At 27.7% G+C, this 26,274-nt stretch carries 20 protein-coding genes; 7 read left to right on the top strand and 13 right to left on the bottom strand.

Annotation, left to right across the window (positions count from 1 at the left end):
• Together ACJHWB_RS00460 and ACJHWB_RS00455 are read left to right on the top strand one after the other, a co-directional pair.
• On the top strand, positions 1-1,677 hold the full coding sequence (locus tag ACJHWB_RS00460; RefSeq protein ID WP_483132562.1) for an ABC transporter permease subunit: 1,677 nt from the start codon (positions 1-3) through the stop codon (positions 1,675-1,677).
• A gap of 7 nt (positions 1,678-1,684) precedes the next feature.
• Complete coding sequence (locus ACJHWB_RS00455) at positions 1,685-2,635, top strand: nucleotidyltransferase (RefSeq protein WP_483132561.1); 951 nt, start codon at positions 1,685-1,687, stop codon at positions 2,633-2,635.
• Here ACJHWB_RS00455 and ACJHWB_RS00450 read toward each other — a convergent pair.
• The 7 genes from ACJHWB_RS00450 to ACJHWB_RS00420 are packed head-to-tail and all read right to left on the bottom strand — an operon-like array spanning position 2,595 to position 11,711.
• Positions 2,595-2,759: a hypothetical protein gene (locus ACJHWB_RS00450; RefSeq protein WP_483132560.1), complete on the bottom strand. Its 165-nt coding sequence runs from the start codon at positions 2,757-2,759 to the stop codon at positions 2,595-2,597. The genes ACJHWB_RS00455 and ACJHWB_RS00450 overlap by 41 nt on opposite strands.
• A gap of 1 nt (position 2,760) precedes the next feature.
• A complete protein-coding gene (locus ACJHWB_RS00445) occupies positions 2,761-3,717 on the bottom strand; it encodes a carbohydrate ABC transporter permease (protein WP_483132559.1) in 957 nt (318 codons plus the stop codon).
• Positions 3,680-4,696 carry a carbohydrate ABC transporter permease gene (locus ACJHWB_RS00440; protein ID WP_483132558.1) on the bottom strand — a complete coding sequence of 339 codons (1,017 nt, stop codon included), beginning with the start codon at positions 4,694-4,696 and terminating at the stop codon, positions 3,680-3,682. The genes ACJHWB_RS00445 and ACJHWB_RS00440 overlap by 38 nt, the downstream gene beginning before the upstream one ends.
• Positions 4,684-6,774, bottom strand: coding sequence for an ATP-binding cassette domain-containing protein (locus ACJHWB_RS00435; RefSeq protein ID WP_483132557.1), 2,091 nt, complete (start codon positions 6,772-6,774; stop codon positions 4,684-4,686). Before ACJHWB_RS00435 ends, ACJHWB_RS00440 begins: the two co-directional genes overlap by 13 nt.
• A gap of 1 nt (position 6,775) precedes the next feature.
• On the bottom strand, positions 6,776-7,747 hold the full coding sequence (locus tag ACJHWB_RS00430; RefSeq protein ID WP_483132556.1) for a thermonuclease family protein: 972 nt from the start codon (positions 7,745-7,747) through the stop codon (positions 6,776-6,778).
• A 19-nt stretch (positions 7,748-7,766) separates the two neighbouring features.
• Positions 7,767-9,893 carry a P68 family surface lipoprotein gene (locus tag ACJHWB_RS00425; protein WP_483132555.1) on the bottom strand — a complete coding sequence of 709 codons (2,127 nt, stop codon included), beginning with the start codon at positions 9,891-9,893 and terminating at the stop codon, positions 7,767-7,769.
• A 21-nt stretch (positions 9,894-9,914) separates the two neighbouring features.
• Complete coding sequence (locus ACJHWB_RS00420; RefSeq protein WP_483132554.1) at positions 9,915-11,711, bottom strand: P68 family surface lipoprotein; 1,797 nt, start codon at positions 11,709-11,711, stop codon at positions 9,915-9,917.
• 689 nt (positions 11,712-12,400) lie between these two features.
• Here ACJHWB_RS00420 and nrdF point away from each other — a divergent pair.
• The 5 genes from nrdF to ACJHWB_RS00395 are packed head-to-tail and all read left to right on the top strand — an operon-like array spanning position 12,401 to position 17,927.
• Positions 12,401-13,435, top strand: a complete 1,035-nt coding sequence (nrdF, locus tag ACJHWB_RS00415) for a class 1b ribonucleoside-diphosphate reductase subunit beta (protein ID WP_483130320.1) — start codon at positions 12,401-12,403, stop codon at positions 13,433-13,435.
• Positions 13,436-13,437: 2 nt separating this feature from the next.
• A complete protein-coding gene (gene nrdI / locus ACJHWB_RS00410) occupies positions 13,438-13,902 on the top strand; it encodes a class Ib ribonucleoside-diphosphate reductase assembly flavoprotein NrdI (protein ID WP_483132553.1) in 465 nt (154 codons plus the stop codon).
• A complete protein-coding gene (nrdE, locus tag ACJHWB_RS00405; RefSeq protein WP_483132552.1) occupies positions 13,895-16,057 on the top strand; it encodes a class 1b ribonucleoside-diphosphate reductase subunit alpha in 2,163 nt (720 codons plus the stop codon). The genes nrdI and nrdE overlap by 8 nt, the downstream gene beginning before the upstream one ends.
• 32 nt (positions 16,058-16,089) lie before the next feature.
• Positions 16,090-17,178 (top strand): hypothetical protein, encoded by a 1,089-nt coding sequence (locus ACJHWB_RS00400; protein WP_483132551.1) that lies wholly within the window; start codon positions 16,090-16,092, stop codon positions 17,176-17,178.
• A 14-nt stretch (positions 17,179-17,192) separates the two neighbouring features.
• Positions 17,193-17,927 (top strand): hypothetical protein, encoded by a 735-nt coding sequence (locus ACJHWB_RS00395; RefSeq protein ID WP_483132550.1) that lies wholly within the window; start codon positions 17,193-17,195, stop codon positions 17,925-17,927.
• On the opposite strand, the gene ACJHWB_RS00390 is transcribed toward ACJHWB_RS00395, so the two are convergent.
• From ACJHWB_RS00390 to dcm, 6 genes are all read right to left on the bottom strand, one after another.
• Positions 17,924-18,313 carry an ATP-binding protein gene (locus ACJHWB_RS00390; RefSeq protein ID WP_483132549.1) on the bottom strand — a complete coding sequence of 130 codons (390 nt, stop codon included), beginning with the start codon at positions 18,311-18,313 and terminating at the stop codon, positions 17,924-17,926. The two genes, ACJHWB_RS00395 and ACJHWB_RS00390, sit on opposite strands and share 4 nt — an antisense overlap.
• A 297-nt stretch (positions 18,314-18,610) precedes the next feature.
• Positions 18,611-20,701 carry an elongation factor G gene (gene fusA / locus ACJHWB_RS00385; RefSeq protein WP_483132548.1) on the bottom strand — a complete coding sequence of 697 codons (2,091 nt, stop codon included), beginning with the start codon at positions 20,699-20,701 and terminating at the stop codon, positions 18,611-18,613.
• A gap of 9 nt (positions 20,702-20,710) precedes the next feature.
• Positions 20,711-21,181, bottom strand: coding sequence for a 30S ribosomal protein S7 (gene rpsG, locus ACJHWB_RS00380; RefSeq protein WP_022935401.1), 471 nt, complete (start codon positions 21,179-21,181; stop codon positions 20,711-20,713).
• Between the two features lie 10 nt (positions 21,182-21,191).
• The gene (gene rpsL / locus ACJHWB_RS00375) at positions 21,192-21,611 is read right to left on the bottom strand and encodes a 30S ribosomal protein S12 (RefSeq protein ID WP_022935402.1); all 420 of its coding nucleotides are present in this window, start codon (positions 21,609-21,611) and stop codon (positions 21,192-21,194) included.
• Between the two features lie 207 nt (positions 21,612-21,818).
• Positions 21,819-24,824, bottom strand: coding sequence for a DUF262 domain-containing protein (locus ACJHWB_RS00370; RefSeq protein WP_483132547.1), 3,006 nt, complete (start codon positions 24,822-24,824; stop codon positions 21,819-21,821).
• Positions 24,817-26,028, bottom strand: a complete 1,212-nt coding sequence (gene dcm / locus ACJHWB_RS00365; protein ID WP_483132546.1) for a DNA (cytosine-5-)-methyltransferase — start codon at positions 26,026-26,028, stop codon at positions 24,817-24,819. Before dcm ends, ACJHWB_RS00370 begins: the two co-directional genes overlap by 8 nt.
• Positions 26,029-26,274: the final 246 nt, after the last annotated feature.

Raw genomic sequence — 26,274 nt, 5'->3', positions numbered from 1 at the left:
ATGAATGCTAATGTTACTATTTTTTTAAAATCAAATAAAATAAAAAAAATAATTTTATTTTCAATTATTTTAACAATAATAATTACGTCTTTTTATACAGTTTTTTCACCTATCAATACAAAAGGTTGATTTTTAACTTTTACAAATATTTCAGATTTTTTTATTTTTAGCAACAAACATCCTAGTTATCCAAATTTTTCACTTTGAAGCTTTAGTTTTAGTTTGTTGTGGATTACAATAAAATATACAGTTTTAGGCACATTGCTTGGATCTTTTTTTGCTTTTTGAACTTCACTATTTTCATCTGATTTTACAACAAATAAATATTGTAAAAAAATTATTAATTTTTTAATAATATTTATTAAATCCTTTCCAATACCCTTTATTTTACTAGCTATTAGCGATATTTTTAGTAAACAACTAGCAGCTGTTTTGATAATTTTTTGATTTACTTGAATTTGACTTCATAGATATTTTTTATCTTTTTTAAATAGTGTGAATTGATATAATTACCACCTTCAAAATCAAATTGGTAAAAATAAATTTATTAATTTTAAAAATTTAATTTTACCAATAATTAGTAACAAATTTTTGGGTTTATTTTTTTATTCTTTAGAATCTAATATACGATGAACTACTATAATTTCAGCAGCTGGAGTTATAGGTATTGGAAAACTAATAATCGATGCCCAAGACCCAACAATAGGATGATCTGTAATTGGTATTCCCTTGACAGTTTTAATTTTTTCAATAATTGTTTTAGAATTAATTGTAATTTTTTTAAACAAACTCACTGTTAATAAAAAAAATATAAATTTAAATCAAAAAAATAATTTTGTTTTATTTTGAAAATTAAACTATGATAAATTTGCTAAATTATTTATATGAATAATAATATTAATAATTGCAATTTGATCAATTATTAGCATTCCAATCTGAAGTGCAAATACCTCAAAAATTAAATTTTTCTTAAAAAATATTTTTAACATAAATTGGTTTTTATTTCGTCAAAATCCTGACTACAATCCTATTTTTATGATTTGGTCATTAACTGGACAAATGGTTGTTGCATTATCTATTTTGTTTATTTTTACTATTTTTAACGTTTTAATTTCTAATGAAAAATTAAACAAACCTTATCAATGAATTCCTAGCAAAATTATTTTGATAATTTTGAGAATAATCCCATCAACAATATTCTTTTTCATATTACTTCCTTTATCATACACCCCTCCTTTGTTGCTAACTGCAATTCTTATTGGTTTTAAAGATTCTCTAGAATTGACTAAAAAAATTAACGAAACATTAAACTCAATTGATTGACGAAAATATGAATTACTTAAATTACAAGGTTGATCTAAATTTAAATTAATTAAAGACTTTGTATTTCCATCTATTTGACCTGAATATAAAAATTATTTATTTGTTTATTCCACTAATATTGTTCATAGTTTAATTTTATTTGGCTATTTTAGTGGTTCAGAATTGGGACAAAAAATTAGTGTATTATCTTCTAATTTTTTGACAAATTCTATCAACAGTTTTTTCACTTATGCTTGAGTTGGTTGGTTTGTAATTTTTACATTAGAAATTTTGGTGCTAGCTAGCCAAAGTAAATGGTGAAAAAAGTTTAAAAAGAAATTTATAAAATGAAAAATTGTAAAAATGGTTTTATAATTTAATTATGGCAATCGCAATTATCGCAGAATATAATCCATTTCATAATGGACACATTTATCAATTAAATTATGTAAAACAAAATTTCCCAAATGATGAAATTATTATAATTTTGACAGGAAATTATACACAAAGAGGAGAAATAGCTGTTGCGGATTTTAAAACTCGCAAAGAATTTGCACTAAAATATGGAGCTTCTAAAGTTATTGAGCTTCCTTTTAAATTTGCAACTCAAGCAGCTCATATTTTTGCGGAAGGGGCAATTAGATTAATTTATGAAAATAAAATAAATAAATTAATTTTTGGTTCGGAATCTGATAATATTGACAATTTATATTTTTTAGCAAATTTAATTAAAAACAATGAAGATAATTACAATAAATTGATTAAAAGTTTTTTAAAACAGGGTTGTTCATTTCCAAATGCAGCTGCTAGTGCTTTAGAATCATTATCAGGGCAAAAAATTACTTTGCCTAATGATATTTTAGGTTTTGAATATGTGAAACAAATAGTTTTTAACAATTATCCTATTCAGGCATTTTGTTTGAAAAGAACTGTTGATTTTCATAGTGAAAATGCTACTGATAATTTTGCTTCTGCATCATTATTGCGTAAAATGATAACTAATGGACAAGATATTAGTCAATTTTCACCTATGAAATTTAATAAAAAACCTTTTGAATTACAAGACTTATATCCTGTTTTTCAAAAGGTTGTAAATGAAACATCGGCTGAAAAGTTAAAACAAATCAAAATGATTTCAGAAGGTATGGAAAATCTTTTCAAAAAGCATATTGATGCTAATACTTTGGCTGAATTCATTAATCGCACTAATTCGAAAAGATACACAACTAGTCGAATTAAACGAGCAGTTTTATATGTAACATTAGAAGTTTATGACTTTGATAATGAGGATTTTAAAATCCGTCAACAGAAATACCTTGAAAAAATACAATAATTCCATAAATCGTTAGTGCAACAAAGGTTAAACCAACAAACACAACCAATCCCATGAAAAAATATTGAACAAAAAGTCCTAATTTTGTATTATTTTTTTTGTTAAAAAATTTAGTTAAACTCATATTATCCCTTAACTGTTGACCCTTGTCTTGAAATAGCATTCAAAATACGGCGACGAAAACCAAAGTAAATGATAAACATAGGTAGAATCGCTAAAATAGCACCAGCCATTCTAACATTTTTGAAAAACCCTAGTTGTTCATCTCCTGCATCATCAGTTCCAACATTTAATAATCAAACATTAAGAACCTGAATGTCTTTATTTCCTGTCAAAATAAGTAGTGGTCATAAAGTTGAATTTCAAGCAGCAAATGCTGTTAAAATTCCAACAGTTCAAATAGTTGGGGTTACCATTGGGATAGCAACTTTAAAAAACATACGCACTTGTGAACATCCATCCATCATCGCAGCTTCTTTAATTCGATCTGGAATAGCTTCAAAAGCATTTCTAAACATAAACCCTGAAAATACAGAAGCCACAAAAGGTGAAGTTAAAGCTAAAAATGACTGCGGCCCAGTTGTTCATTGTAAAATAACCATAACCCTATATTGTCCAAGCAATAGTGCTGTTTCAGGTAAAACTAAAATTGATAAAAAAATTACTCATGAAAGTTTTTTAAATCTTCATTTTTTAAGTGAAAATGCATAACCAAAAGTCATGGAAAAAAACACTTTAGAAATTACAGAAACTAATGTAATTAGTGCTGTTCAACCTAAAGCACTTAAATAACCTTGGTTTAAGGCTCTAACAAAATTATTAAAATTAAAGTGATCCGGTCAATAAACAGGCAGTCTTGTATCTTCAATTTGTTTGTCAGATGCAAAAGCATACACTATCATGAAATAAAAAGGAAAAATAATAAATAGTCCAAAAATAAATAAAACAATAAATTTGATAATTAAACTAGATATTGTTCCTCACAAACTTACATCTCGTACTTGTGATGTCATTGATTCAACAATACGTTTAGCGCGTTGATTGCTAATGAATTGTTGAATTTTTAATTTTACGGTAAACATTTTTTTCTCCAATTCTGTTAACTAATTGAACAGTTAAGTTTAGCCCTTGCTTAACAGTGACAGATAAGGCCACCCCAAAAATAAATAAAAATAATGTTGCAGCTCCTGCTAAACCAAATTGACTTGATTGTACAAATGAATAAATATATAACAATAAAGTATTTCCACCATTAGCAAAAGCATCTGTTGGATTTCTAAAAATTCCGATAGGAAAAACTTTAATTCCGGCAATAATTCCAATAGTAATTAAAAAATTAATTGTTTTTGAAACAGATGGTAAAGTAATTTTGAAAAATTGTTTTAGCCGTGAAGCTCCATCAATTGAAGCAGCTTTATAAAGTGTAGGATTAACTGAAACCATCGCAGTGGTTAAAATTAAAATTTCAAAAGCTAAATTTCTTCATACTCCTGAAGTTAGAATAACAAATAAAGCTTTAAAACTATTACGATCAGCACTTTCTAATCAACGTGTTTCCAAACCTGTAATTGAATTAATAAATCCAGAACGTGATGAGTCAAAAATAAACGCAAAAGCGATTGAAACTGCAATTCCTGATGTAACATATGGTAAAAAAAACACTGTTTGTCAAAATCCACGAGCATACTTACGATGCAAGGAAGCCAATGTTGATGCAACAATTAAACTTATCATTAAGGTTATTGGCAAGGCTACCACAGAATAAATTACAGAATTTCTAATTGCAATAACAAAATTTGGGTCATTTCAAATATCTAGAAAATTGCCAAACCCAAAACTAATATCTGAAGCTTTATTTGGATTATTTGAAACACTAAAAGATTTAGTTAAAGAATAAATAAAGGGTAAAAATGTAAATAGAAAAATTACTAAAACAGAAGGTAATAAAAGTAAAAATGGCTTTCAAAATGGATTAGATTTATCTAAAATACCCAGTTCTGTTCATTGTTTACGAACACGGTGTTTATAAATTAAATTGTTTAAATAATTTAAGAAGACCATTCTACACGCTCTCTAGTTTCAATGTCAAAAAAATGAACTTTTTCAGGACGGAAATAAAAATTAACTTTTTCACCAATTTCATAAAATTGTTTTTCTTTTAAAAATATAGTAATTTGACCTAGTTCTTCAACCTCAACTTTAGCTAAAATATCTTTTCCAAGATGCTCTAAAGTTGCAATTGTACCTACAAAATTACCACTAGCCATTTCACGAATATGTTCCGCTCTTATTCCAACACGAATTTGATTTTTGTCATAATTTTTGAAATTTTCAATTACTACTTTTCCTTTTACACTAATTTGATTAGTTTTCAAATTATAATCGGCATTAAAAATGTTCATTTCTGGCATTCCTAAAAAACTAGCAACAAACTCATTTTTAGGTGTGTTGTAAAGTTCCATTGGAGTTCCGATTTGTTGTACATAACCTGTTGACATACAGATAATTCGGTCTGAAATTGACATAGCCTCTTCTTGGTCATGGGTAACAAAGACTGTAGTAATCCCAATTTCAGTTTGAATTTTACGAATTCATTGACGAGTTTGAATTCTTAATTTAGCATCCAAGTTGGATAATGGTTCATCCATTAATAAAATATCTGGATGACGAACAATCCCACGAGCAATAGCAACACGCTGCTGTTGTCCACCAGAAAGTTTGGTTGGTTTTTTAGCTAAATTTTTAGTGATTTCAACTTTTTCAGCTGTTCTTAAAACTTCACGATCAATAGCTTCACGAACTGTGATATTATCTGCTTTAAAATTTTCATATTCTTTTAATTCTTCAAAACTCAATTTACTTAAATCAAGTGAATATTTATTAATAAGTTGTTTTTCAAAATTAACAAAAATTGAAAAAGTTTTTTTTCTAAATTGATTAATTTGTTTTTTAAGTTTTTGTAACTCAGTTTTTGTGCGTACAATTTTGGTTGCGCTTGCTTCATAATCCTGACTTATTTCTACAGGAATATTTCTATTGATAGCTCTTTTTTCGGCTTTCCATTGTGCTTTTAATGATTTGTATTCCTCACGAGTTTTAATATTTATTTTCTTAACATCTTCTTTGTATTTAGCGCGAGCATTAAAGAAATTATTAAGATTTTCTAAGTATTTTTTCTCAGTTAAAGAAATGTTTTTTTTCTTTTCTACTTCTAACTCTTCAATTTTATTTTTACTTGAAGCAATAGTTTTATTTAATTCATATACTTGAACATGTTTTTTGTCAAAATCTAAATTTCCATTTGGTTTTTTTAAAGCCATTATTGCTTTTTCATAAGATCTCAAAATCTCTTCTTCTTGTTCACCAATTTCCTTATCAAAACGATTATTTCAAGAAAAAACAATTTTTTTAAATAATCTTTTAAAAAATGTAGGAACTAATTTCTGCGTTTTTAAAATATCAAAAGTTATTTTTTTAATTTCAGCATGTTTATGTGCTTTTACTAAAACTAAATCTGTTTTTAATTGATTTAATTTTGCATATATAGCGCTTTTACTTGCATTATATTGCATTTCCAATTGTTTATAAACATCTAAGTAATTATATAAATTAGTTTTATATTCTTTAATCGCTTCTTCAGATGCGCCATTTTTTGCAAATACAATTGAATTAGCATTAACACGTGCTAAAAGTGATTTTTCAAATACTTTTTGTTTTCATTTTGGATCGTTAGTTAAAGGAAAAGCTATATTATCATACACATTTAAGTGTGGATAAAGAGCATAATTTTGAAATACAAGCCCTAATTTTCTTTGTTGTGGAGTGTATTTTGTAACCTCTTGACCATTAAATAAAATACGGCCAGAAGTTGGTGTTAATAATCCTGCAATAGCATTTAAAATAGTTGTTTTACCAGAACCTGATGGACCTAGCAAAGTAACTAACTCGCCTTTATAAACAGTTATATTTGCAGTGTCAACTGCAAGTGTTTCACCAAAATCAATTGTAAGATCTTTAATTTCAATAGCTGGGATTTTAGATTTTAGTTGAAAACGTTGATCAGCAGCAATTTTTAAACTTTTTATTTCATTTAAAAATTGTTGTTCTTGTTGGAGTTTATTTGGATTTTTTGAATTCATTTTATTGTTCTTCTTTATGTTTATTTAAAGCAAATGTGTAGGAATCTACAACATTCTCGTTTTCATTATCATCGAGTTTTAGGAATTGAGAAATTGCTGAACCACCTCTAGTTTGATAAATGCTTTCAACAACAGTTAAAATTGATTTAAAATGTGAACCTTTTAGTTCTGCAAACATTCCATATTTTTTGTTAATAGCTTGTTCTAAACTAGCTGATTGCTTAATTGATGTATAAAAAGCTTCACTTGTATCTATATTGACATTGGCCAAGTCGCTAATAATTGGAAGTGCTAAACCTGCTTTGATGATTTCAATATTGTAATTTTTGTAAAAACCATCATGACCAAAATAAATATTTCCCACTTTTCTATTATAAGAACTTTTTGGTGATTTGCCTGAAAAGACAAAATAAACTGTTGAACCTACAGGGATTAATTTTTTTGCAAATTCTTTTGCTTCCTCAGCGTATTTGTATTCTAATCCAGTAGTTGGTTTTCGTTTACCAGTATCTTTGTCAACAAAAGTAGTTTCAGCTGTATCGATAGTTTCGAAGCGGACATTAATTATCTCTGGAAACTGTGGTTCTTTTTCTTGAATAGTTTTATATTTTTGAGTTTTTGTATCAAATTCAAGTTTGCCCGTTGTTTGAACTTTAGCAGTATCGCCGTCAGTTCAACTAATTAGTTTGGCTTCAAATACACTAAAATAATTTAAATTTGGTAATTTTTCATCTTTGTATATTTGTCTATCTGTATCAGTTCAAACATAATTAGTGTCAAAAAATTTTTGAACTTCTTTGTAATAATTGCTATTTGTATTTTGAATATCTGCGAAAGGACTATCTTGAAAACTTTCAACTTGATAATATTTTTGCGCACTATCATATTTGTGATTATTTAAACCACAAGATGCTAGTGTAACAATGGGTGTTAAAGTTGCAGAAATTAAGAGTAATTTTTTTCAAAAAAACATGATTATTTCTATTTAAAAATTATTTAAATTTTGGACCTAAGTTTACTTGTAACTCTTCTAGGAATTGATCAAAATTAAGTCGATCACCTACTTGAGCTTTGCTCAAAACAGCAGACATTGTAGTTCCTAATTTATCTCTAAATGAAGCAGATTGAGCATCTGCGGTATCGTAAATTAGTTGATATTTATTATTTGCATTATCATTTAACAAGAATTTGTTAAATTCTGTTCATGTAATACGTTTCCCTGCATTAGAATCTGTTGAAAAAGATGTATTTTCAAAAGTTGGTTTATAAGGAGCGATATATGAAGTTTGTTGAACTCAATATTCAATTGGAGTTATTTCTTCAACTCCAGAATCTCCTTTAGGAAATCTTACTTTAGTATTTAATAATCAATTTAAAAATAAACGAACAGCCTCATCTTCTTTTTTGTTTGCGTGAATTGCGATTAAATCTGCACCTTGAGAAACAATTGAGTGTTTTTCGCTATTTTTATTAAATTTTTCTGGTCCTGGAAGTGTTTGTGTTTCATCTTCATTTAATTTACTATTAGTGTCTTGATTTTCATAAGATGATACATTTTTCAAAATAAATGGGAAATATTTAAAATTTTCTGGAAATTTTAGAGTTTCTGTGCTCTTAACATCTAAATCTGTTGGAATACTTTTTGCTGTAAAATATATAAAAGTTTTGTCTCCAATGTTTTCAATTATTTTATCAAGATCTTTTTTAGTTTCTTCATAAATATTAATTGTTTTATTATTTCCTAATAAACTAGGTAGGGTATATCTACCTTGTGTACCAGTTCCAAAATGTGTGCGTTTATTAATTAGAGCTGCAAATTGAGGATTTATGTTTACAGTAGTCTTGTTTGCACCGGTTGAATCTTGATATTGAACTACAAATTGTGTTTTATTTTTAGGAAAATAGTTATATTTATAACCTGCAGAAGATCCAAGCGAAAAAGCTTCTTGGTGATTTTTTAAGTATAAAGAATTATATTCACCTGCTGATGCAATATAAACTGATTTATTATTAATCCCATTATCTAAAACATCATAAGCTGCTTTGAAAGCTTGATAACGCGGTGATGATGTATCCTTTCAATAAGAATTATAATCAACCCTATTGTTTTTTGTATTTAAAACAGCAATACCTTTAGACCTATCGCCATTGTTATATCCTGTTACCATTGAAAAGAAACTAGTTGCAGCATTATCAATACCAAACGCACCTCTTGCTTTTGTTAAATCATTTCCTTGTGTAACTGAGTTAGGGAATGTTTTAACAATTCTATCTGCTAAATCTATAGTATCAGTGTAATTTTCAAAAACTTTACTACTAAATTGGTATCCAGCAAGCCCACCATTAGCAACAGGAATGGATTTATAATCCTTTCAGATTTTTTCAACCTCAGCCAAATCAGCTGCGTGTTGCCCACCAGCTTTAATTTGTGAAATTTCTTCAAACAATTTATCATTTGGCGCAATAGTAGCCTGTGTGTTTGGATCGCTCATCGCTTTGTCCACTATGTATGCTAAAACCATTTTATCAATAGATAAAATTTGAGAAGATTTTGCAAAAGGTAAAGAGTAAATACCTTTTGAATCCAATAAAGGAATTTCACTGTTGTAGTCTAAAAAGGCAGAAACACCATCTTGTTTTAGTGTGTTGTAAAGTTGTTGTTCAGCTTCCGAACCAGATGGTTTTGAGCTTTTAAAGTCATGAATTATTGGTAAAGCCATGTTTGTACTATTAACTATCGCTAGTAAAGATGGGTAATTAGTAACAATGTTTGGGATTTTCTTTTTGTCTTTAGTTTTTAAAAAGGTTTGAATACTTTGAGTTGCTCCACCATAACCATTGGCAAAAGCTTGTAGTTCCATTGGTAAAAATCCTGGTAAATTTTTAGCTTGTTCATTTCATTGCTTAACAATTTCAGCTAAAGTTTTAGCTTCAGTATTGCTGGATGAAAAACTGTGACCAAAAATTATTTTATTGTCATGATCTATGTCAAAAGCAAAATGTTTGTTATTAAATTGGTTGCTTTCAAATGTCCCACAAGATACTAAAAGTGTAGATAATCCCACAATAGAAGTTGTTGACAATAAAAGTTTTGATTTTTTTCATTTAAATATATTCATAGAGTTCCTTTGTTAAATTAATTATTTTATAATACCTTTTGATAAAGCTTTTAATTCTGATAAAAATGTATCAAAGTTGATTTTAGAAGTGTCATTATTACTTTTTAATTTATTACCAATTGAACCTAAAGCTCCCTTTACCGCTTCGCGGAATGATTGAGAAGTTGCATCTCCTGGTTCACTAAATACAGCATATTCATCATTATGAGAAACAACTGTTTTAAAAGTGTTAAACAACAATTTAAACATTGGATTATGTGGAAACTTATTATTTGTTTCATAATCAGAAGTTAAATTACTTTTAGTTGGGTTTAAATAGTTAGAAATAAAAGCAAAAAAATCATTTGCAGTTCCAGAAAAAGTTTGAGTTTTTTTTGATTTATCTGGATATTCAAAAGAGGTGGATTCAGAAATAAATCAATCTAAAAATTTAGCGGTGGCTAAATCTTCTTCAGAGTTAGAATGCATTCCCATAATTGAAGGACCTTGACTTGTGATACTTTTTTTAGTTTCACTATTAAGGGTTTTTGTAGGCTCTGGCAACAATAATAATTCATCTTTATTCATTGTTGTATTAGATTCTGTGGATTCGTATTTGTTATTATAATTTGTTGTTGACATTAAAGCAAAAAGCAATAAATGTTTTTTCTGTAAAGTAGAAGATTCAAAACGATCAATATTTTTTGGTGCATTTTGCTCATAAAGAACAGCATCATTTTTTTGTAATTTTTCAAATAAATCAAAAGCCACTTTACCGTTATTATAAGCTGGTGTTCCTGGTTGTTTAACACGGTAATTAAAACTTTGAACTTTAGGTCCAAAATCAACTATATAATTATTTCAATCACCATTAGCAACTTGAAAACTTGAGATAAACCAATGACTAGAACTATCATTAAAACCAATTAATCAACGACCTTTAGCAGTAATTCCATCTTCATTGTTAGTAAATGGGAAGGATTTTTTAATTCTTATAACTAAATCAAAAAGATCATTATAGTTTTCAAGTTTTTCTTTACTAAATTCATAACCTGCTAACCCACCTTGAGACACAGGTATTTCCTTATAACTTCCTCAAGCTTGTTTAATGAATTCCTGATCTGTTCTTTTAAGATCGTGGAAAAAACTTGCATCTTCAGGTTTAATTGTTGCATGCACAGACCCCTGAGTAGTGGCTTGATCTACAAAATAAGCTAATAATGGAGAATCAATTCCTAAAGTTTTACCCGATTTAAGAGCTGGAATTAAATAAACACCGTTAGGGTCTATACCGCTCATAAGATTCCCTGCTTTTAAAAACGCAGGTTCATAGATATCTTGAATTTTATTTTTTAGTTCAGAATTATTATTTCAGTTCAATAGCATATCATGACTATTTAATGTAGCAGCAAGACCTGGATAGTTGAAAGCTAAATTTAATCCCTTTTGTGCATTTTTAGTATTAATATCTGTTGAAATTTGTGAAGCCATTCCATCATAATAACCTGTATAAGAAACGATTTCCATTGGTAAAAACTCTTTGTTGCTTTTATCTTTAACATTAGGTAAATTATTTCATTTGTTAATGATTATTTGCAATGCTTGTTCTCGAGGGTCTCCCTTTTTCCATGGAACACCAAATTTTAATTTACCATCATTTGGCTGATCAAAGCCGAAATGTGTTGAAGTATTATTTTTAATTGTTGTTTGATTTTGTAAATTTGTTTTGTTTTCAACATCTTTAATTTTAATAGGTCCGCAAGAAGCAAGTGCAACCATAGAAACTAATGGCAAAGACACGATACCTACTTTGAATAATTTATTTTTAAATTTAAACATTTTTTGAATCCTCTTTTGAATTTGATTAATTTTTTTAGCTAAGCTTAAATGATTTTTTTATATATAAATTTATTTATATAACAATAATAATTAATAGTCATAAAGCAAAGCTAAAAAATAACTAAAAACAAAAGTAAATACAGAAAACTTTCTTTTTATTCAATTGGAATGGAAAATTATAAGTGCTTGGCGAGTCAAAAAGCAAGGCAATGAAAAACTAAAATTATTTTTTGTAATTGTGCTAATCTCAAAAGTTTTCATTTGATTATAACCAAACCCTATATAAATTTAGTTTCATGGCAATAAAAAACATAAGAAAACTCTTTTTTCTAGAAGGATGAACAAACATTTTTCTTATGTTAAACGTATGCATATTTTTCAAAAACTTAAATTAATGTAGATATTATAGCAAAAATAATTAAAAATAAATATTTTTTTGTTTATTGACAATAAAATATTTTTTTCTGAAAATCACTAAAAAAAGCAACATTGTTTGTTAACTTATTTTTTTTCATTTTTAATTAAACAAAGTTCTATATAATATGATAAACTAAAGACACAATAGCTTAGAAAATTAAATTGATATTTTAATCAAAATTTCTAATTTATTATTTGCAAAAATATTATGAATTTATAAAATTCTTAATATTTTTCAATACTTTTAAACTAAAAAAACCGGAGTTCTCAATATGGAAAATCACAAGATAAAACAGAAAAACGCTTATTACAATGAATCTATTTCACCATTAACCTATGCTCTCAATGGTTTAAAAGGTAAAATGAGAGCAACAAACTGGAATGTTATCAATGATCCAAAAGATCTTGAAGTGTGGACAAGAGTTATTCAAAATTTTTGAGTTCCTGAAAAAATTCCAGTTTCAAACGATTTAGAAACTTGAAGAACACTTAGTCCGACTTGAAAAAGATTAATTACTAGAACTTTTACTGGTTTAACTTTACTCGACACAATTCAGGCTACAGTTGGTGATACAGCTCAAATCGCCCACTCATTAACTGATCATGAACAAATTATTTATACTAATTTTGCTTTCATGGTCGGTGTACATGCTCGTTCATATGGAACAATTTTTTCAACTTTAAATACTAGTGAAGAAATTGAAGAAGCTCATGAATGAGTTATTAATAATGAAAAATTACAAGCAAGAGCTAGAGCATTAATACCTTTCTACATTGACAAAGATCCTTTAAAATCCAAAGTAGCCGCCGCTTTAATGCCAGGATTTTTACTCTATGGAGGATTTTATCTTCCTTTCTACTTATCAGCAAGATCTAAATTACCAAATACTTCTGATATCATTAGATTAATTTTGAGAGACAAAGTTATTCATAATTATTATTCAGGTTATAAATATCAACGTAAAGTTGAAAAATTAAGTCCAGAAAAACAAGAAGAAATGAAAAAGTTTGTTTTCGACTTACTATACAAATTAATCGATTTAGAAAAAGAATACTTATACGAACTTTATAGTGAAGTGGATTTGGCTGAACCAGCAATTCGTTTTAGTGTATATAATGCTGGAAAATTCTTGCAAAATTTAGGTTATGAGTCACCTTTTACTGAAGAAGAAACTCGAATTGAACCTGAAATTTTTACCCAACTTTCTGCTCGTGCTGATGAAAACCATGACTTTTTCTCTGGTAATGGTTCATCATATGTTATGGGTACAGCTGAAGAAACTGAAGATGAGGACTGGGACTTTTAAATATGCATGAAAATATTAAAATTGTAAAACCAGAAGATATCAAAAGACCTTGTGGCAAAATTTTTATAGTTTATTTCTCTTCTATTTCCAATAATACACATCGTTTTATTTTAAAAACAGGTTTTGAAAATAAACGAATTCCAATAGATTTAGAAGAATCTATCACTGTTGATAATGAATATGTTTTAATTTGCCCAACCTATAGTGGTGGTGGTGAATTTTCAGCTGGAGCTGTACCAAAACAAGTTATTAAATTTTTAAACAACAAACATAACCGCGACTTTTGTCGGGGAGTTATAGCATCTGGAAACACAAACTTTGGTGACACTTTTGCTTTAGCTGGTACTGTTTTATCTAGCAAATTATCTGTTCCATTGCTATACCAATTTGAACTTTTGGGCACAAAAGATGATGTTACAAATGTGCAAAAAATTTTAACTCAATTTTGAAGGAGCGACTGTGAGTAACAGCAAACTAAAACCAAATATTACTGGTTCTTTGTCAGAAGAATATATTAGCCTGAATGCTAAATCAAAACTTTATAATTGATATCCAGATGCTTATAAATATGATTTAGAAGCTGCTCAAAATTACATTGAAAATCAAATTCAACCTCATTTCAAAAATTTTAATAGTTATAGTGAACGCATTGATTGACTTATTGAAAATCAATATTATGATCCACAAATTTATAATCAATATAGTAAAGAGCAATTAGAAAAATTACACAAACAAGCCTATGATTATAAGCACTTTTTCCCATCTTTTATGGGCGCTTACAAATTTTATACTAGTTATGGGCTTAAATCTAATGATGGTTCACAATTTCTAGAACACTTTGAAGATCGGGCATTAGCAAATGCATTGTTTTTGGCCAAGGGTAACTTTGAAGATGCAAGTAAAATTTTAGAGCAAATTATGCTAGGTCGTTTTCAACCAGCTACTCCAACATTTTTAAATGCTGGTAAAGTCAGTCGTGGTGAGTATGTCTCATGTTATCTTTTAAGAATTGAAGATAACATGGAATCAATTGCTAGAGCAATTTCAACTTCCTTACAACTTTCCAAACGTGGTGGTGGAGTTAGTTTACTCCTTTCTAACCTTCGTGAGCAAGGGGCTCCAATTAAAAAAATTGAAGGGCAAGCAACTGGAGTTATTCCAGTTATGAAGATTCTTGAAGATTCATTTTCATATGCCAACCAACTTGGGCAACGCCAAGGTGCTGGAGCTGTTTATTTAAGTGTCCATCACCCTGATATTCTAAGTTTTTTAGACACCAAACGAGAAAATGCTGATGAAAAAATTAGAATTAAATCTTTGTCATTAGGTGTTATTATTCCTGATATTACTTTTGAACTTGCTAAAGATAACAAGGATATGGCACTATTTAGCGTTTATGATGTTGAACGTGAATACAAAAAAGCTTTTTCTGATATTTCAATTACAGATGAATACTATAATTTACTAAATAATCCAAATATCAAAAAAACTTTTATTAATGCGCGTAAACTTTTTGCAACTATAGCTGAATTACACTTTGAAAGTGGGTATCCATTTATTTTATTTGAAGACACTGTTAATAAAAGAAATGCCCATCCTGACAAAATTGTAATGTCTAATTTATGTAGTGAAATTGCACAACCTTCAACTCCAAGTACCTATTTTGACAATCTCAATTTTAACAAAATTGGTCAGGATATTTGTTGTAATTTAGGTTCGCTTAACATTGATAAAGCTATGCATGCAGGACAAAATTTTGGAGATTTAGTTTACTATTCCATTTTAGCTTTAGATAGTGTTAGTCGTTCTTCTGATTTGAGTGTTGCACCTTCAATTCAAAATGGCAACAAACAAAATCATGCTATCGGACTTGGAGCCATGAATCTTCATGGATTTTTTGCTCAAAATCAAATTTTCTATGATTCACCTGAAGCTCTAGATTTTACTAACTTATTTTTCTACACATTGGCTTACCACTCTTTTAACTCATCAATGAAGTTAGCACAAAAATTAGGAAAATTTGCAAACTTTGAGAACACAAAGTTTGCTGATGGTAGTTATTTTGACAAATATACCAAAGTTTCTATTGATGAATATAAACCAAAAACTCAAAAAATTGCTGATGTTTTTGCAAAACATAATGTTGCAATCCCAACTCAACAACAATGAGTTGAGTTAGTTGAACAAATTAAAATTCACGGACTTGCAAACTCACACTTATTAGCTGTTGCACCAACTGGATCAATCTCTTATTTAAGTTCCTGTACCCCTTCACTTCAACCTGTGGTTTCACCAGTTGAAGTTCGTAAAGAAGGAAAAATTGGTCGTGTTTATGTGCCAGCTTATAACATTAACTTTGAAACTATGGACTTTTATAAAGATGGCGCATATGAGCTTGGACCAATTCCAATTATTAATATAGTTGCCGAAGCTCAAAAGCACGTTGATCAACTTATTTCAATGACCTTCTTTTTAACAGACAAAGCAACAACTCGTGATTTAAATAAAGCTTATATTCATGCCTTTAAAAAAGGATGTGGTTCTATTTACTACGTACGAATTCGCCAAGATGTCCTTGAAGATAGTGAAAATCTAAATGATTGTCAAGCTTGTGTTATTTAATAAGTAAAAAAGTATTACAAGGCTCTAGTTAAATGAAAAAAATTAATAATGATAAATCTAATTTATTTAAAATATTTGAAAAATATGGTCTAAAAAAATTTTCTATAAATGAATTGGCTAATTTTTTTGAAATTCATGTTGGAACAATTAAAAGATGAATAAATTTAAAAGAAGTGCCAAGCCAGTATTTTATTGAATTAAATAAATTATCAGGATATAAATATACTTTAGACGTTAGCGAAAAAGAGCACTTTAAATTATATGACCAGTTTTATACTAATCCAAAAGAAGCTAAAAGACTTATTGATATTTCCTTAAAATTTATTAAAAAAAATTGAAATATAAATCTAAATGATTATACTTTAATAGAACCTAGCGCTGGTAATGGATCATTTTTTAATAATTTTCCAAAAAATTTTAATAAAATAGGGATAGACTTATTCCCTCAAAATTCTCAAATTCTAAAACAAGATTTTTTTAATTTTATCCCCTCATCTCATAAAAATATTGTGATTGGAAACCCTCCTTTTGGTTTAAGAGGTTTACAAGCTTTGAAGTTTATTAATAAAGCATCCAATTTTGCTGATTTCATTTGCTTTGTATTACCACCACTATTTAATAGTAATGGAAAAGGTTCTCCAATGTTAAGAGTTAAAAAAGATCTTTATTTAGCTAAAGAATTTGAGGTTAATAATATTTTTTTTTACCCTAATGGTCAACAAGTAACTGTGAATGCTATTTTTCAAATATGAAGCAAAATACCCAGTTTTAAAATAAAACCAATTATTCCTAAAACAAAACGAAGTGAATGAATTAAAGTTTATGCTTTATCTAATGGAAATTCTCCTAGTTCTAAAAGAAATGTTAAAATGATTGGAAAATGTGATTTTTATTTACCATCTACTACTTTTCAAGATGTAAATTTAGTAAATAAATTTGATGATTTACCTAACAAAAGAGGGTATGGAATAATAATTTTAAAGGACAGAAATAAAATCAAACAAATAATGTCAGTCATTGATTGAAAAAAAATAAGTTTCAAATCTACTAATGGTGCTAATAATTTGAGATCTCAGCTAATAATTGATGCTTTTGAAAGATTTTTATTTAAAGATGTATAGGTAAAGGGTAATTTATGACAAACTATATTAAAGAAAAAATTTTGTATCTTATTGACAATGAAGACACAAAACAAACTAATTGAAAACCTACTGATACATATTTTAAATTCAGACAATTACAGATAGATCAAAGAGGAAGAATTGGTGAACATCTCATTAAAAATATTTTTAAGGACTTTGGTAGCCAAGTAGAATATGATGATGATAAACCAGGCGATTATGATATCATTATTAATAATTATAGAATGGAAATAAAAACAGCATCACTAGATGTAAATAACAAGTTTCAACATGAAGGAATTAAAGATAGCGATAAGTGAGATGCTATAATATTTGTAGATGTGGCACCCAACAACTTGTACATCACTATAGTTGATAAAAGTGAATTTAAATTTGGTTTAACAAACTCTAAAGAACCAGAAGTAAAATATGGTGTGGTTTTTATCAATGGAATTGAACACAAAATGCATTATAGATCAAAAAATGGGTCAAATGCAACTGGACGAGGATATAAATTAGATTTTAAATTAAAAAATTTAAAAGAAACTAAAACTATAGATGATATTAAACAATTAATTAACAAATATTTGGAAAAAAATAATTATAATTTTATTTTTTTAAAAAATTTCAGTAAATTTATTTTAATCTTTTTAATTATTCAAACACCATATTTTTCTAAATCTATATTTTGACTTTCGGGAGCTTCTTCTTTATTTAACTCATCCACAATGATTAATATAGGATTTTAAAAAGCAGTACCTGATAATATGCATTGTCCCGATTCTAATGTTGGTATTTTTTTGAGAGATAAAGCATCTATCTCATTTATGGAATTTTTTATTTTTTCCAAATCCATTTCACTAACAAGTCTATGAATAAAAAAATTATGTAATTGTGATACTATAGTAGAAGAAATATCAGAAGGTCTTTGACTAGATATTGTTAGAAAAAAACCAAATTTCCTTCCTTCTTTGGTAATTTCTTTAAACAAACTTAACCTTAAATTTCGATTGCCCTCATTTTCAATTGTTATTTTTTCAGATAATATATTATGTGCTTCATCTATAATTAAGTGGGTAGTTTTTTCTTTATTTTGTTTTTTCTGTTCATTATATAATTGTTTATCAATAATCATTGGAATTATTTTTTTTAACTCTGTATTTGCATTGTTAAGTGAAACTATTGAAATATTACTTTGATCATTAAGTTTTCAAGTATTTCCAAAACATTCAATAAAGGTTCTAAAACATCACTTATTCTAGGAATTAGTGCTTTTACATCTCGATATAAAATAATATCATCACCAATGCATCTAATTAATGTTATATAAATTACAAACCTTATAATTTAATTCTTTGTATTAAAAAAATATTAAAAAAAAAGTACAAAATTATTTTGTACTTTTTTTATATAAATTTTAAACTTTTGACTACTAATCTTCGTCGTCTGATTTGATTGCTCTTTGTTTTACAATAGTTTCTTGAATGTTGCTTGGAGTTTTTTCATAACGAGCAAATTGCATCTGATAGGTTCCACGACCTGATGTCATAGAACGTAATTGAGTTGAGTATCCAAACATTTCTGCTAGTGGAACATCAGCTCTAATAGTATTTGCTCCATCACTACGTGTTTCTTGTTCTCTAACAATTCCACGACGACGAGTTAAGTCACCCATAACATCTCCGGAGTATTCAGCTGGAACAAAAACTGCAACATCCATAATTGGTTCTAATAAAACTGCACCAACTGCACCTTTTGACTTAGATAAAGCTTTAGAAGCTGCAATTTTGAAGGCCATCTCTGATGAATCAACTTCGTGGAATGATCCATCAAATAAAGTTGCTTTAATATCAATCATTGGGTAACCGGCTAAAATACCAGCTGCCATTTTTTCTTCAAGTCCTTTTTGAATAGACTTGATATATTCTTTAGGAATTTTACCACCAACAATTTTGTCAACAAATTCAAATTCACCATCTGGATTTGGTTCAAATTTAATTCAAACATGTCCATATTGACCACGTCCACCAGATTGTTTAATGTGTTTTCCTTCAACTTCAGCTGTTTTGGTAATTGTTTCACGATAACTAACTTGTGGTTTACCAACATTGGCTTTAACATTAAACTCACGACGAAGGCGATCAACAATAATGTCAAGGTGTAATTCACCCATACCAGCAATAATTGTTTGACCAGTTTCATTGTCTGTTCAAGTTTTGAAAGTAGGATCTTCGTTTGCTAATTTTTGTAATCCGGTTGCTAGTTTTTCAACTTCAGCTTTACTTTCTGGTTCAAGAGCTTGTGAAATAACTGGTTCTGGGAAAGTCATTTTTTCTAAAATAAATGACTTAGATTTTTCAGAAATTAATGAATCACCAGTTGTAGTGTCTTTAAGACCAACAAATGCTCCAATGTCTCCAGTACGCACTTCATCAATTTCTTCACGTGAGTTGGCATGCATTGCTAAAATACGTCCTACTCTTTCTTTTTTACCTTTAGTTGAGTTAACAATGTAAACACCTTTGTTTAAAACCCCTGAGTAAACACGGAAGAATGTTAGTGAACCAACAAATGGATCATTCATAATTTTGAAGGCAAGTGCTGAAAATTCTTCATCATCACTTGGTGCAATGCTGATTTCTTCATCATCACGGAAAGCTTTAACAGGAGGCACATCAAGTGGAGATGGAAGATAATCAACAACGGCATCAATCATTTTTTTAACACCCTTGTTTTTAAATGATGAACCACAAACTACTGGGAAAAATTCACCTGTGATAGTTGCTTTACGAATAATTGCTTTTAAGCGTTCAATAGTAACTTCTTTTTCTTCAAGCAAGTCATTCATTAATTCTTCATCAAAATCAGCAACTGCTTCAACAAGTTGGTGACGCATTTGTTTTGCTTTGTCTAAAAGATCTGCTGGAATTTCAATTTCATATTCTTTTTCTTCTTTTTCACCATCATATTTGTAAGCTTTCATTTCCACAAGGTCGATAATACCTTGGAAATCAGCTTCAGCACCAATATTAAGTTGGATAGCTCAGGCATTTCCATTTAATTTTGTGCGAACTGATTCAATTGAAGCTTCAAAATTTGCCCCTGCTTTGTCCATTTTGTTGACATAAACAACACGAGGTACGTGATAAGTGGTTGCTTGACGTCAAACTGTTTCAGTTTGAGGTTCAACTCCTGATTGAGCATCTAAAACTGCAACAGCACCATCTAAAACACGAAGGGAACGCTCAACCTCAACAGTAAAGTCAACGTGACCTGGAGTATCAATGATGTTGATTCTTTTGTTTTTTCAAAAAGCTGTTGTAGCTGCTGAAGTAATAGTAATTCCACGTTCTTTTTCTTGTTCCATTCAATCCATTTGGCTAACACCATCGTGAGTTTCACCAATTTTATGAATTTTACCAGTGTGGAATAAAATACGTTCAGTTGTAGTGGTTTTACCGGCATCGATGTGAGCCATAATCCCAATATTACGGTAATCTTTTAAATCAAATTGTCTTGCCATAATAACCTACTATCACTTAAAGTGAGCAAAAGCACGGTTGGCTTCTGCCATTTTGTGTGTATCCTCACGTTTTTTAAATGCTCCACCAGTTTTATTAAGAGCATCAATAATTTCATTTGCTAAACGCACATCCATGGTTTTTTCATTACGTTTACGAGCAAATTGAATTAATCAACGAAGTGATAAAGTTTGTTGACGACGTGCTTTAACTTCCATAGGAACTTGGTAGTTGGTCCCACCAACACGACGTGAACGAACTTCAGTTAAAGGAGTAATGTTTTTAACAGCTTCTTCAAAAACTTCTAAAGCATTTCTCCCTGTTTTTTGTTCAACTATTTTAAAAGATGAATACAAAATATTTTGTGCTGTGTTTTTCTTACCATCAAGCATAACAGCATTTATAGCTTTTGTAATTAATTTAGATTTAAAAACAGGATCAGCTAAAACCTGACGAATAGGAGCTTGTTTTTTTCGTGACATAGTTTATCCTTTATTTTGCTTGTTTAGGTTTTTTGGACCCATATTTTGAACGCCCTTGCGCTCTTTTGTTTACTCCCTGGGTATCTTGAGTTCCACGAACAATGTGGTAACGGATACCAGGTAAGTCTTTAACTTTACCACCACGAATTAAAACTACAGAGTGTTCTTGTAAATTGTGACCTTCACCTGGAATGTAGGCATTAACTTCCATTCCATTTGATAATTTAACTCTGGCATATTTACGAAGCGCTGAGTTAGGTTTTTTAGGGGTCATAGTTCCAACCCTTGTACACACTCCTCTTTTAAATGGAGCAGTAAGCTTAAATTCTTTTTTGTCTAAGGTGTTATAAACCAAGTTAAGAGCAGGAACTTTAGATTTTGCTACTTTCTTAACTCTGGCACCTTTTGCTAATTGAGATATTGTTGGCATTTTGTCCTTAAGTGTAAAAATTAAAATATCTTAATATTATATAACAACAACATCGGTAAGTTCGAAAAAAGTTTATTTTTTTCTTTTATGTTTTTAAAATGTTGTTGGTTTAAATCTATATTAATTCAAAAATAAATTTGAATTTATTTTGATAAATTAATAAATTTTGATAATAATATTCTATGTTTTTAAATTGAGTGAAATTCTTTATTTGTTGTTTGAACCAAAGAAAATGGATACATAACCCGATAAAACTTGTGCCCCTCTTTTTTTAATATAGTTTTTTAGACTTTCAAAATTATTTGAATATTTTTCATTGTTAATTAAATGAATAGTGTTTTTTTCTAAAGATAGTAATTTGTTTGGAGTAGGAAGAAGTTCTAAAATTTTGCCATTTAAATTATATTGTTGTTCTTCTATACTAATTTTTAGTTTCCCACTCATTCTGCCACCATAAATTGTTGGTTCACTAAAATTGGAATATTCTTTATTAAATCTATTACTTTGTTTGCTATTTTCTTTTCCTGAAATTAACCCACCATTTCCAATATTCAAAACTAATCATTGAAGTTCTTTTAATTCATTTCAAGAATACTGTTTTTTTATTTCTTTATTTAATTTTCTTGGAATACAATGCTCATATGTGGAATTTAACTTATCTAACCTGCTTGCATTTTTACTAAAATATTGTGGCGACTCAACATCATTCATACCATAGATTAATCTTATTCAAATTAGTCATAAATCATTATTTCTTAATTTAGATGATTTTATATTTTCTTCCTCTGGATTAAAATCTGAATTAAATTGGGTTGATAATGTAGAATAAATCTCTTTTGATCATTCTTGGTCAGTTTTATTTATGTCTAAATTAATCGTTTGTTTTAATTTTTTAAATGCACCTTCTTCAGTAATGTTGCCCTCTGAAAGATTTTCACAAATTTTATTAATTGATTCTGTCAAAGATTGACCTTTAGTATACAATGTCCATAAAATTGAAAATTTTTCAATTGGAAATAATTGTTTACTAAAATTGGAAACTTTCCAATCCAAATCTCTATCATCTTTATTATCTAAAAAATTTATTTTAGATCTTTTTTTAAATAATGAGATTAAAGGAATAAACACAGTTCTTTTAGTTTTTTTTGAAATATGCATTATTTGAGAACCAACAAAATCATAACTTGCTATTTTGCTAGAATAAGTTGTTATTTGTTGGATAAATTCACTAGCTTCTGGATTTTTGTTTAATAAATCACTTAGCTTATTGTAGAAGAAATTAAATTTTTCTTTATTATCTTTGTCCTCATTGTCTAAATGACTTATTTTAAATTTGCTAATATTTCCTTCTCAACAATATTGGAAATCAATGAGATCCTTGAAAAGTTCTAATAAAGGATTTTTGTTTTCATTTTCATAATTATCAAAAATTCTGCAAAGTTTTTGAAGACACTTAGAGCTTAAACTATTATATTCTTCATCAACTTCTTTTAGAATTTTAAATTGTTCATTTTTAATTAAAACTGTATCAACAAAAACATTAATTTCTTTTTCTTCTTCTTCGCTATCTATTTTGTAATCTTTTCTAAAAAATAAATTAATTGTTTCTTCATAAATACGAACATAATTATCTGCATTTTTATTTTTATTTTTGTAATGTTCATAGATTTTATTTCTAAATAAATCTAAAATTCCTAATGGTTTACTATATTGATTTAAGTTTTGAAAAATTCTAGTCATTTTTGTTGAATTATCACTAACATTCCCTGCATAAGCAACAACAAAATGAACTTTTTCCAAAAAGTAATCAATAAATTTAGAAAATTTATCATTTTTGTTTGTAAATTTTTTTTCAATAATTTCACAAATTTCATAATAATTTTTATAAAAATTACTTTTCTCTTTCACAAGATTGAAATTTCCTGAAAAAATAAAATTTAAATTTTGATAATGTGGAGCAGTGTTTAACCATGTTTGTATTGTTTTTTTAATATTATTATTTTTTGTAAAAATTTTATCCGCAATTTTTTGAAGTGTTTGTTTATCATCGATGTACTTTGCCCACCTTGCAAATGCTATGGCAAGCAAGGTGTTGGACACTGTTCTTTGTTGTCCATCTAATATAAGTATGTTTTCTCCAGAGTTACTTATTATAATTGTGTTTAAAAATGTAAATTCATTTGGCCCAATATTAAAATCATTATAAATACTTTCAAACAAGTGGCCTATTATATTTTCATCTCAAGAGTATGTTCTTTGAAATATTGGCAATTCTAGTCGAGAACTAAGTTCAAATAATTCTGGAATTGTAATAGCAAATGATTTAAATTTATCAACCTTACTAGCTTCTTTTGTTTTATGATCAAGTGATGTGTGATTTATTTGTTTAATTAGTGTATTATCACAATTACATTTAGGATTCTCTTCTTTAGCAATAGTGTTAAAAATACTAGAAATATCTAAAGCTATTCAATCTTTAGTATTTTCTAAATTTTTCTCTTCAAGTATTATGTTATTTTTTTGAAATTCTCTAGTAGTTTTTTCAAAAAAATTGTTATAAAATTCTTTTAAATCCAATTTATTTTCAAAAATTATTTTGCTTAAATCATAAAAAAATTCACTAGACAAAAAAATGTTATTACTGGTTAATTTTGAATATTCAGCAATTTTATCATATGCTAAGAGAACATTTCATCAAAATTTAGTTGATTGATTTTTATTTTTATCATTTTCGTTGAATGAATGATTATATTTATAGTTTTCTAATGGAACTAAAATATATTTATTTAAAAAATAATTTAATTTTCTTTTTAAAAAAAGAATAAATATTTTTTCTACATTATTATGTTTATTTTCATTTACCACAAATTCTCTGAATGTATTATGAATTTGAAATTTAGATTCATCTATTTTTTCAATGATTTCAAAAGCTAAAAGAGTATCTAGACATTGTCTGGCTGTTGAATAAGAATAATATTGCTTATTTTTTGCTTCATAGAATGTAATATTTTCATCTTTCTCAAATAAAATTTTATATTCCTTTAGTGACATTTTCTTTTTTAAATATATGTTCCAATTTGAATTTCAATCTATTAAATGAAATCATTTAAATAGAGAATTTTTCAAATATATAAGAACATTGGTTCCAATGTTTCACAAGTCCATATTTAAATTTTTCAATATTTCTTTTCATTCTTTGGTTGTTTTATTCATTTTTTTCCTTATTATTAACTAATTTAAAAATTTTTTCGATAACTTGCACAACTATTGAATTTCCAGCTTGCCTATATAATGCTTCTTTTGTCAAAATATTTTTTTCAATAAATGGCAATAATTTATCAAAATCAGTGCTCTCAAACCCCATTAACATGAATGCTTCTCTTGGAGTTAAGAATCTATGCTTTAGTTTATTTTCTTTATCATTATCATGTTCTACAACTCCGCAACATGGAATTCTATCTTGCTTAGTAGTTACAGTATTAATGATAAAATCTTTACTATTATTAATAATTTTGCTTTCATTGACCAATCTAATTCGTGAGGGTGTGTTGTTTATAAGTGCATTTGTATTTTCTTCGTTATTCAATCTAAAATTAAAAATTTCATTAAATTTTTCTTTTCTTTTTACAAAATCTAACTTATCTAGATTGCACAATTCACTAATATGCTCAGAAAAATCTAAGTCATCATTAAGAAAATATCTATCTGGCTTATAAATAGAAATAGCAAAGACCCGTTCACGTTTTTGAATCGAACCACAATTTAATGCATTAATTGTTGTAGTATATGTTTGGTAACCCATATTTTCCAAGTTTTTTAATCATAATTTGTATTGATTAATAAATTTATTTGACAATAAATTTTTAACATTTTCCATTAATAAATATTTTGGCTTATGTTCTAAACTTTCTAGAATTTTATAGATATTTCAAACTAATGAACTAGTAGATTCTTCATTCATTATTCCTTTGGCTCGACCCATATTAGCAATTGAAAGCCCTTGACAAGGAAAGGAATATGTTATTAAGTCTGGTTTTAATTTATTAATTTTTTGAACATCAACACTTGTGATATCACCAAGATTTTTTGACAACAATATTGCTGCAGCTAAAATTTGTTTAAAAAAATAATCTTTTCTTAAAATAAAAGATTTTGTTTTTCCATTTAGTGATAAATTGAAATTATTTAAAAATTTATCTATTTGTTCTTCAGAATCTAATTTATTATTTTTTAAAGTTTCTTTATATTCTTTTCATAAATTATTATGAATTGCAGCATATGAAATAATTGCTCTAACATCTCAATCAATAGTTCCAACAATTTTAAAATCAAAAATGCCTTCTTTTTGAAGGTTTGTTATTGCCTTAGCTTGTGCCCCAATACCAGAAAAAGCTTCTAAGACTTTAATCTTAGCCATAAGAAGCTCCGGTTTTATTTATTTTTAATTTATATATATATATATATATATCTTATAGATTTATTCATTATAGAACTATACATAAAAAATTTTCTATAAATTTTATCATTTTTTATTTAAATTTTAAAGAAATTTTGTTGCACTAAACTCAAAAATACTAATTTATAATTTTTTAATTAAAAACCTTTTTGAATCAGATTTAATTTTATAACAATAATGTTTTAATTGTTTTTTATTTTTGTTTAT

This window comes from Mesomycoplasma sp. (genome assembly GCF_056854695.1).
Note: the sequence above shows the minus strand (reverse complement) of the source record. Positions and strands in the feature narration are given on the sequence as shown.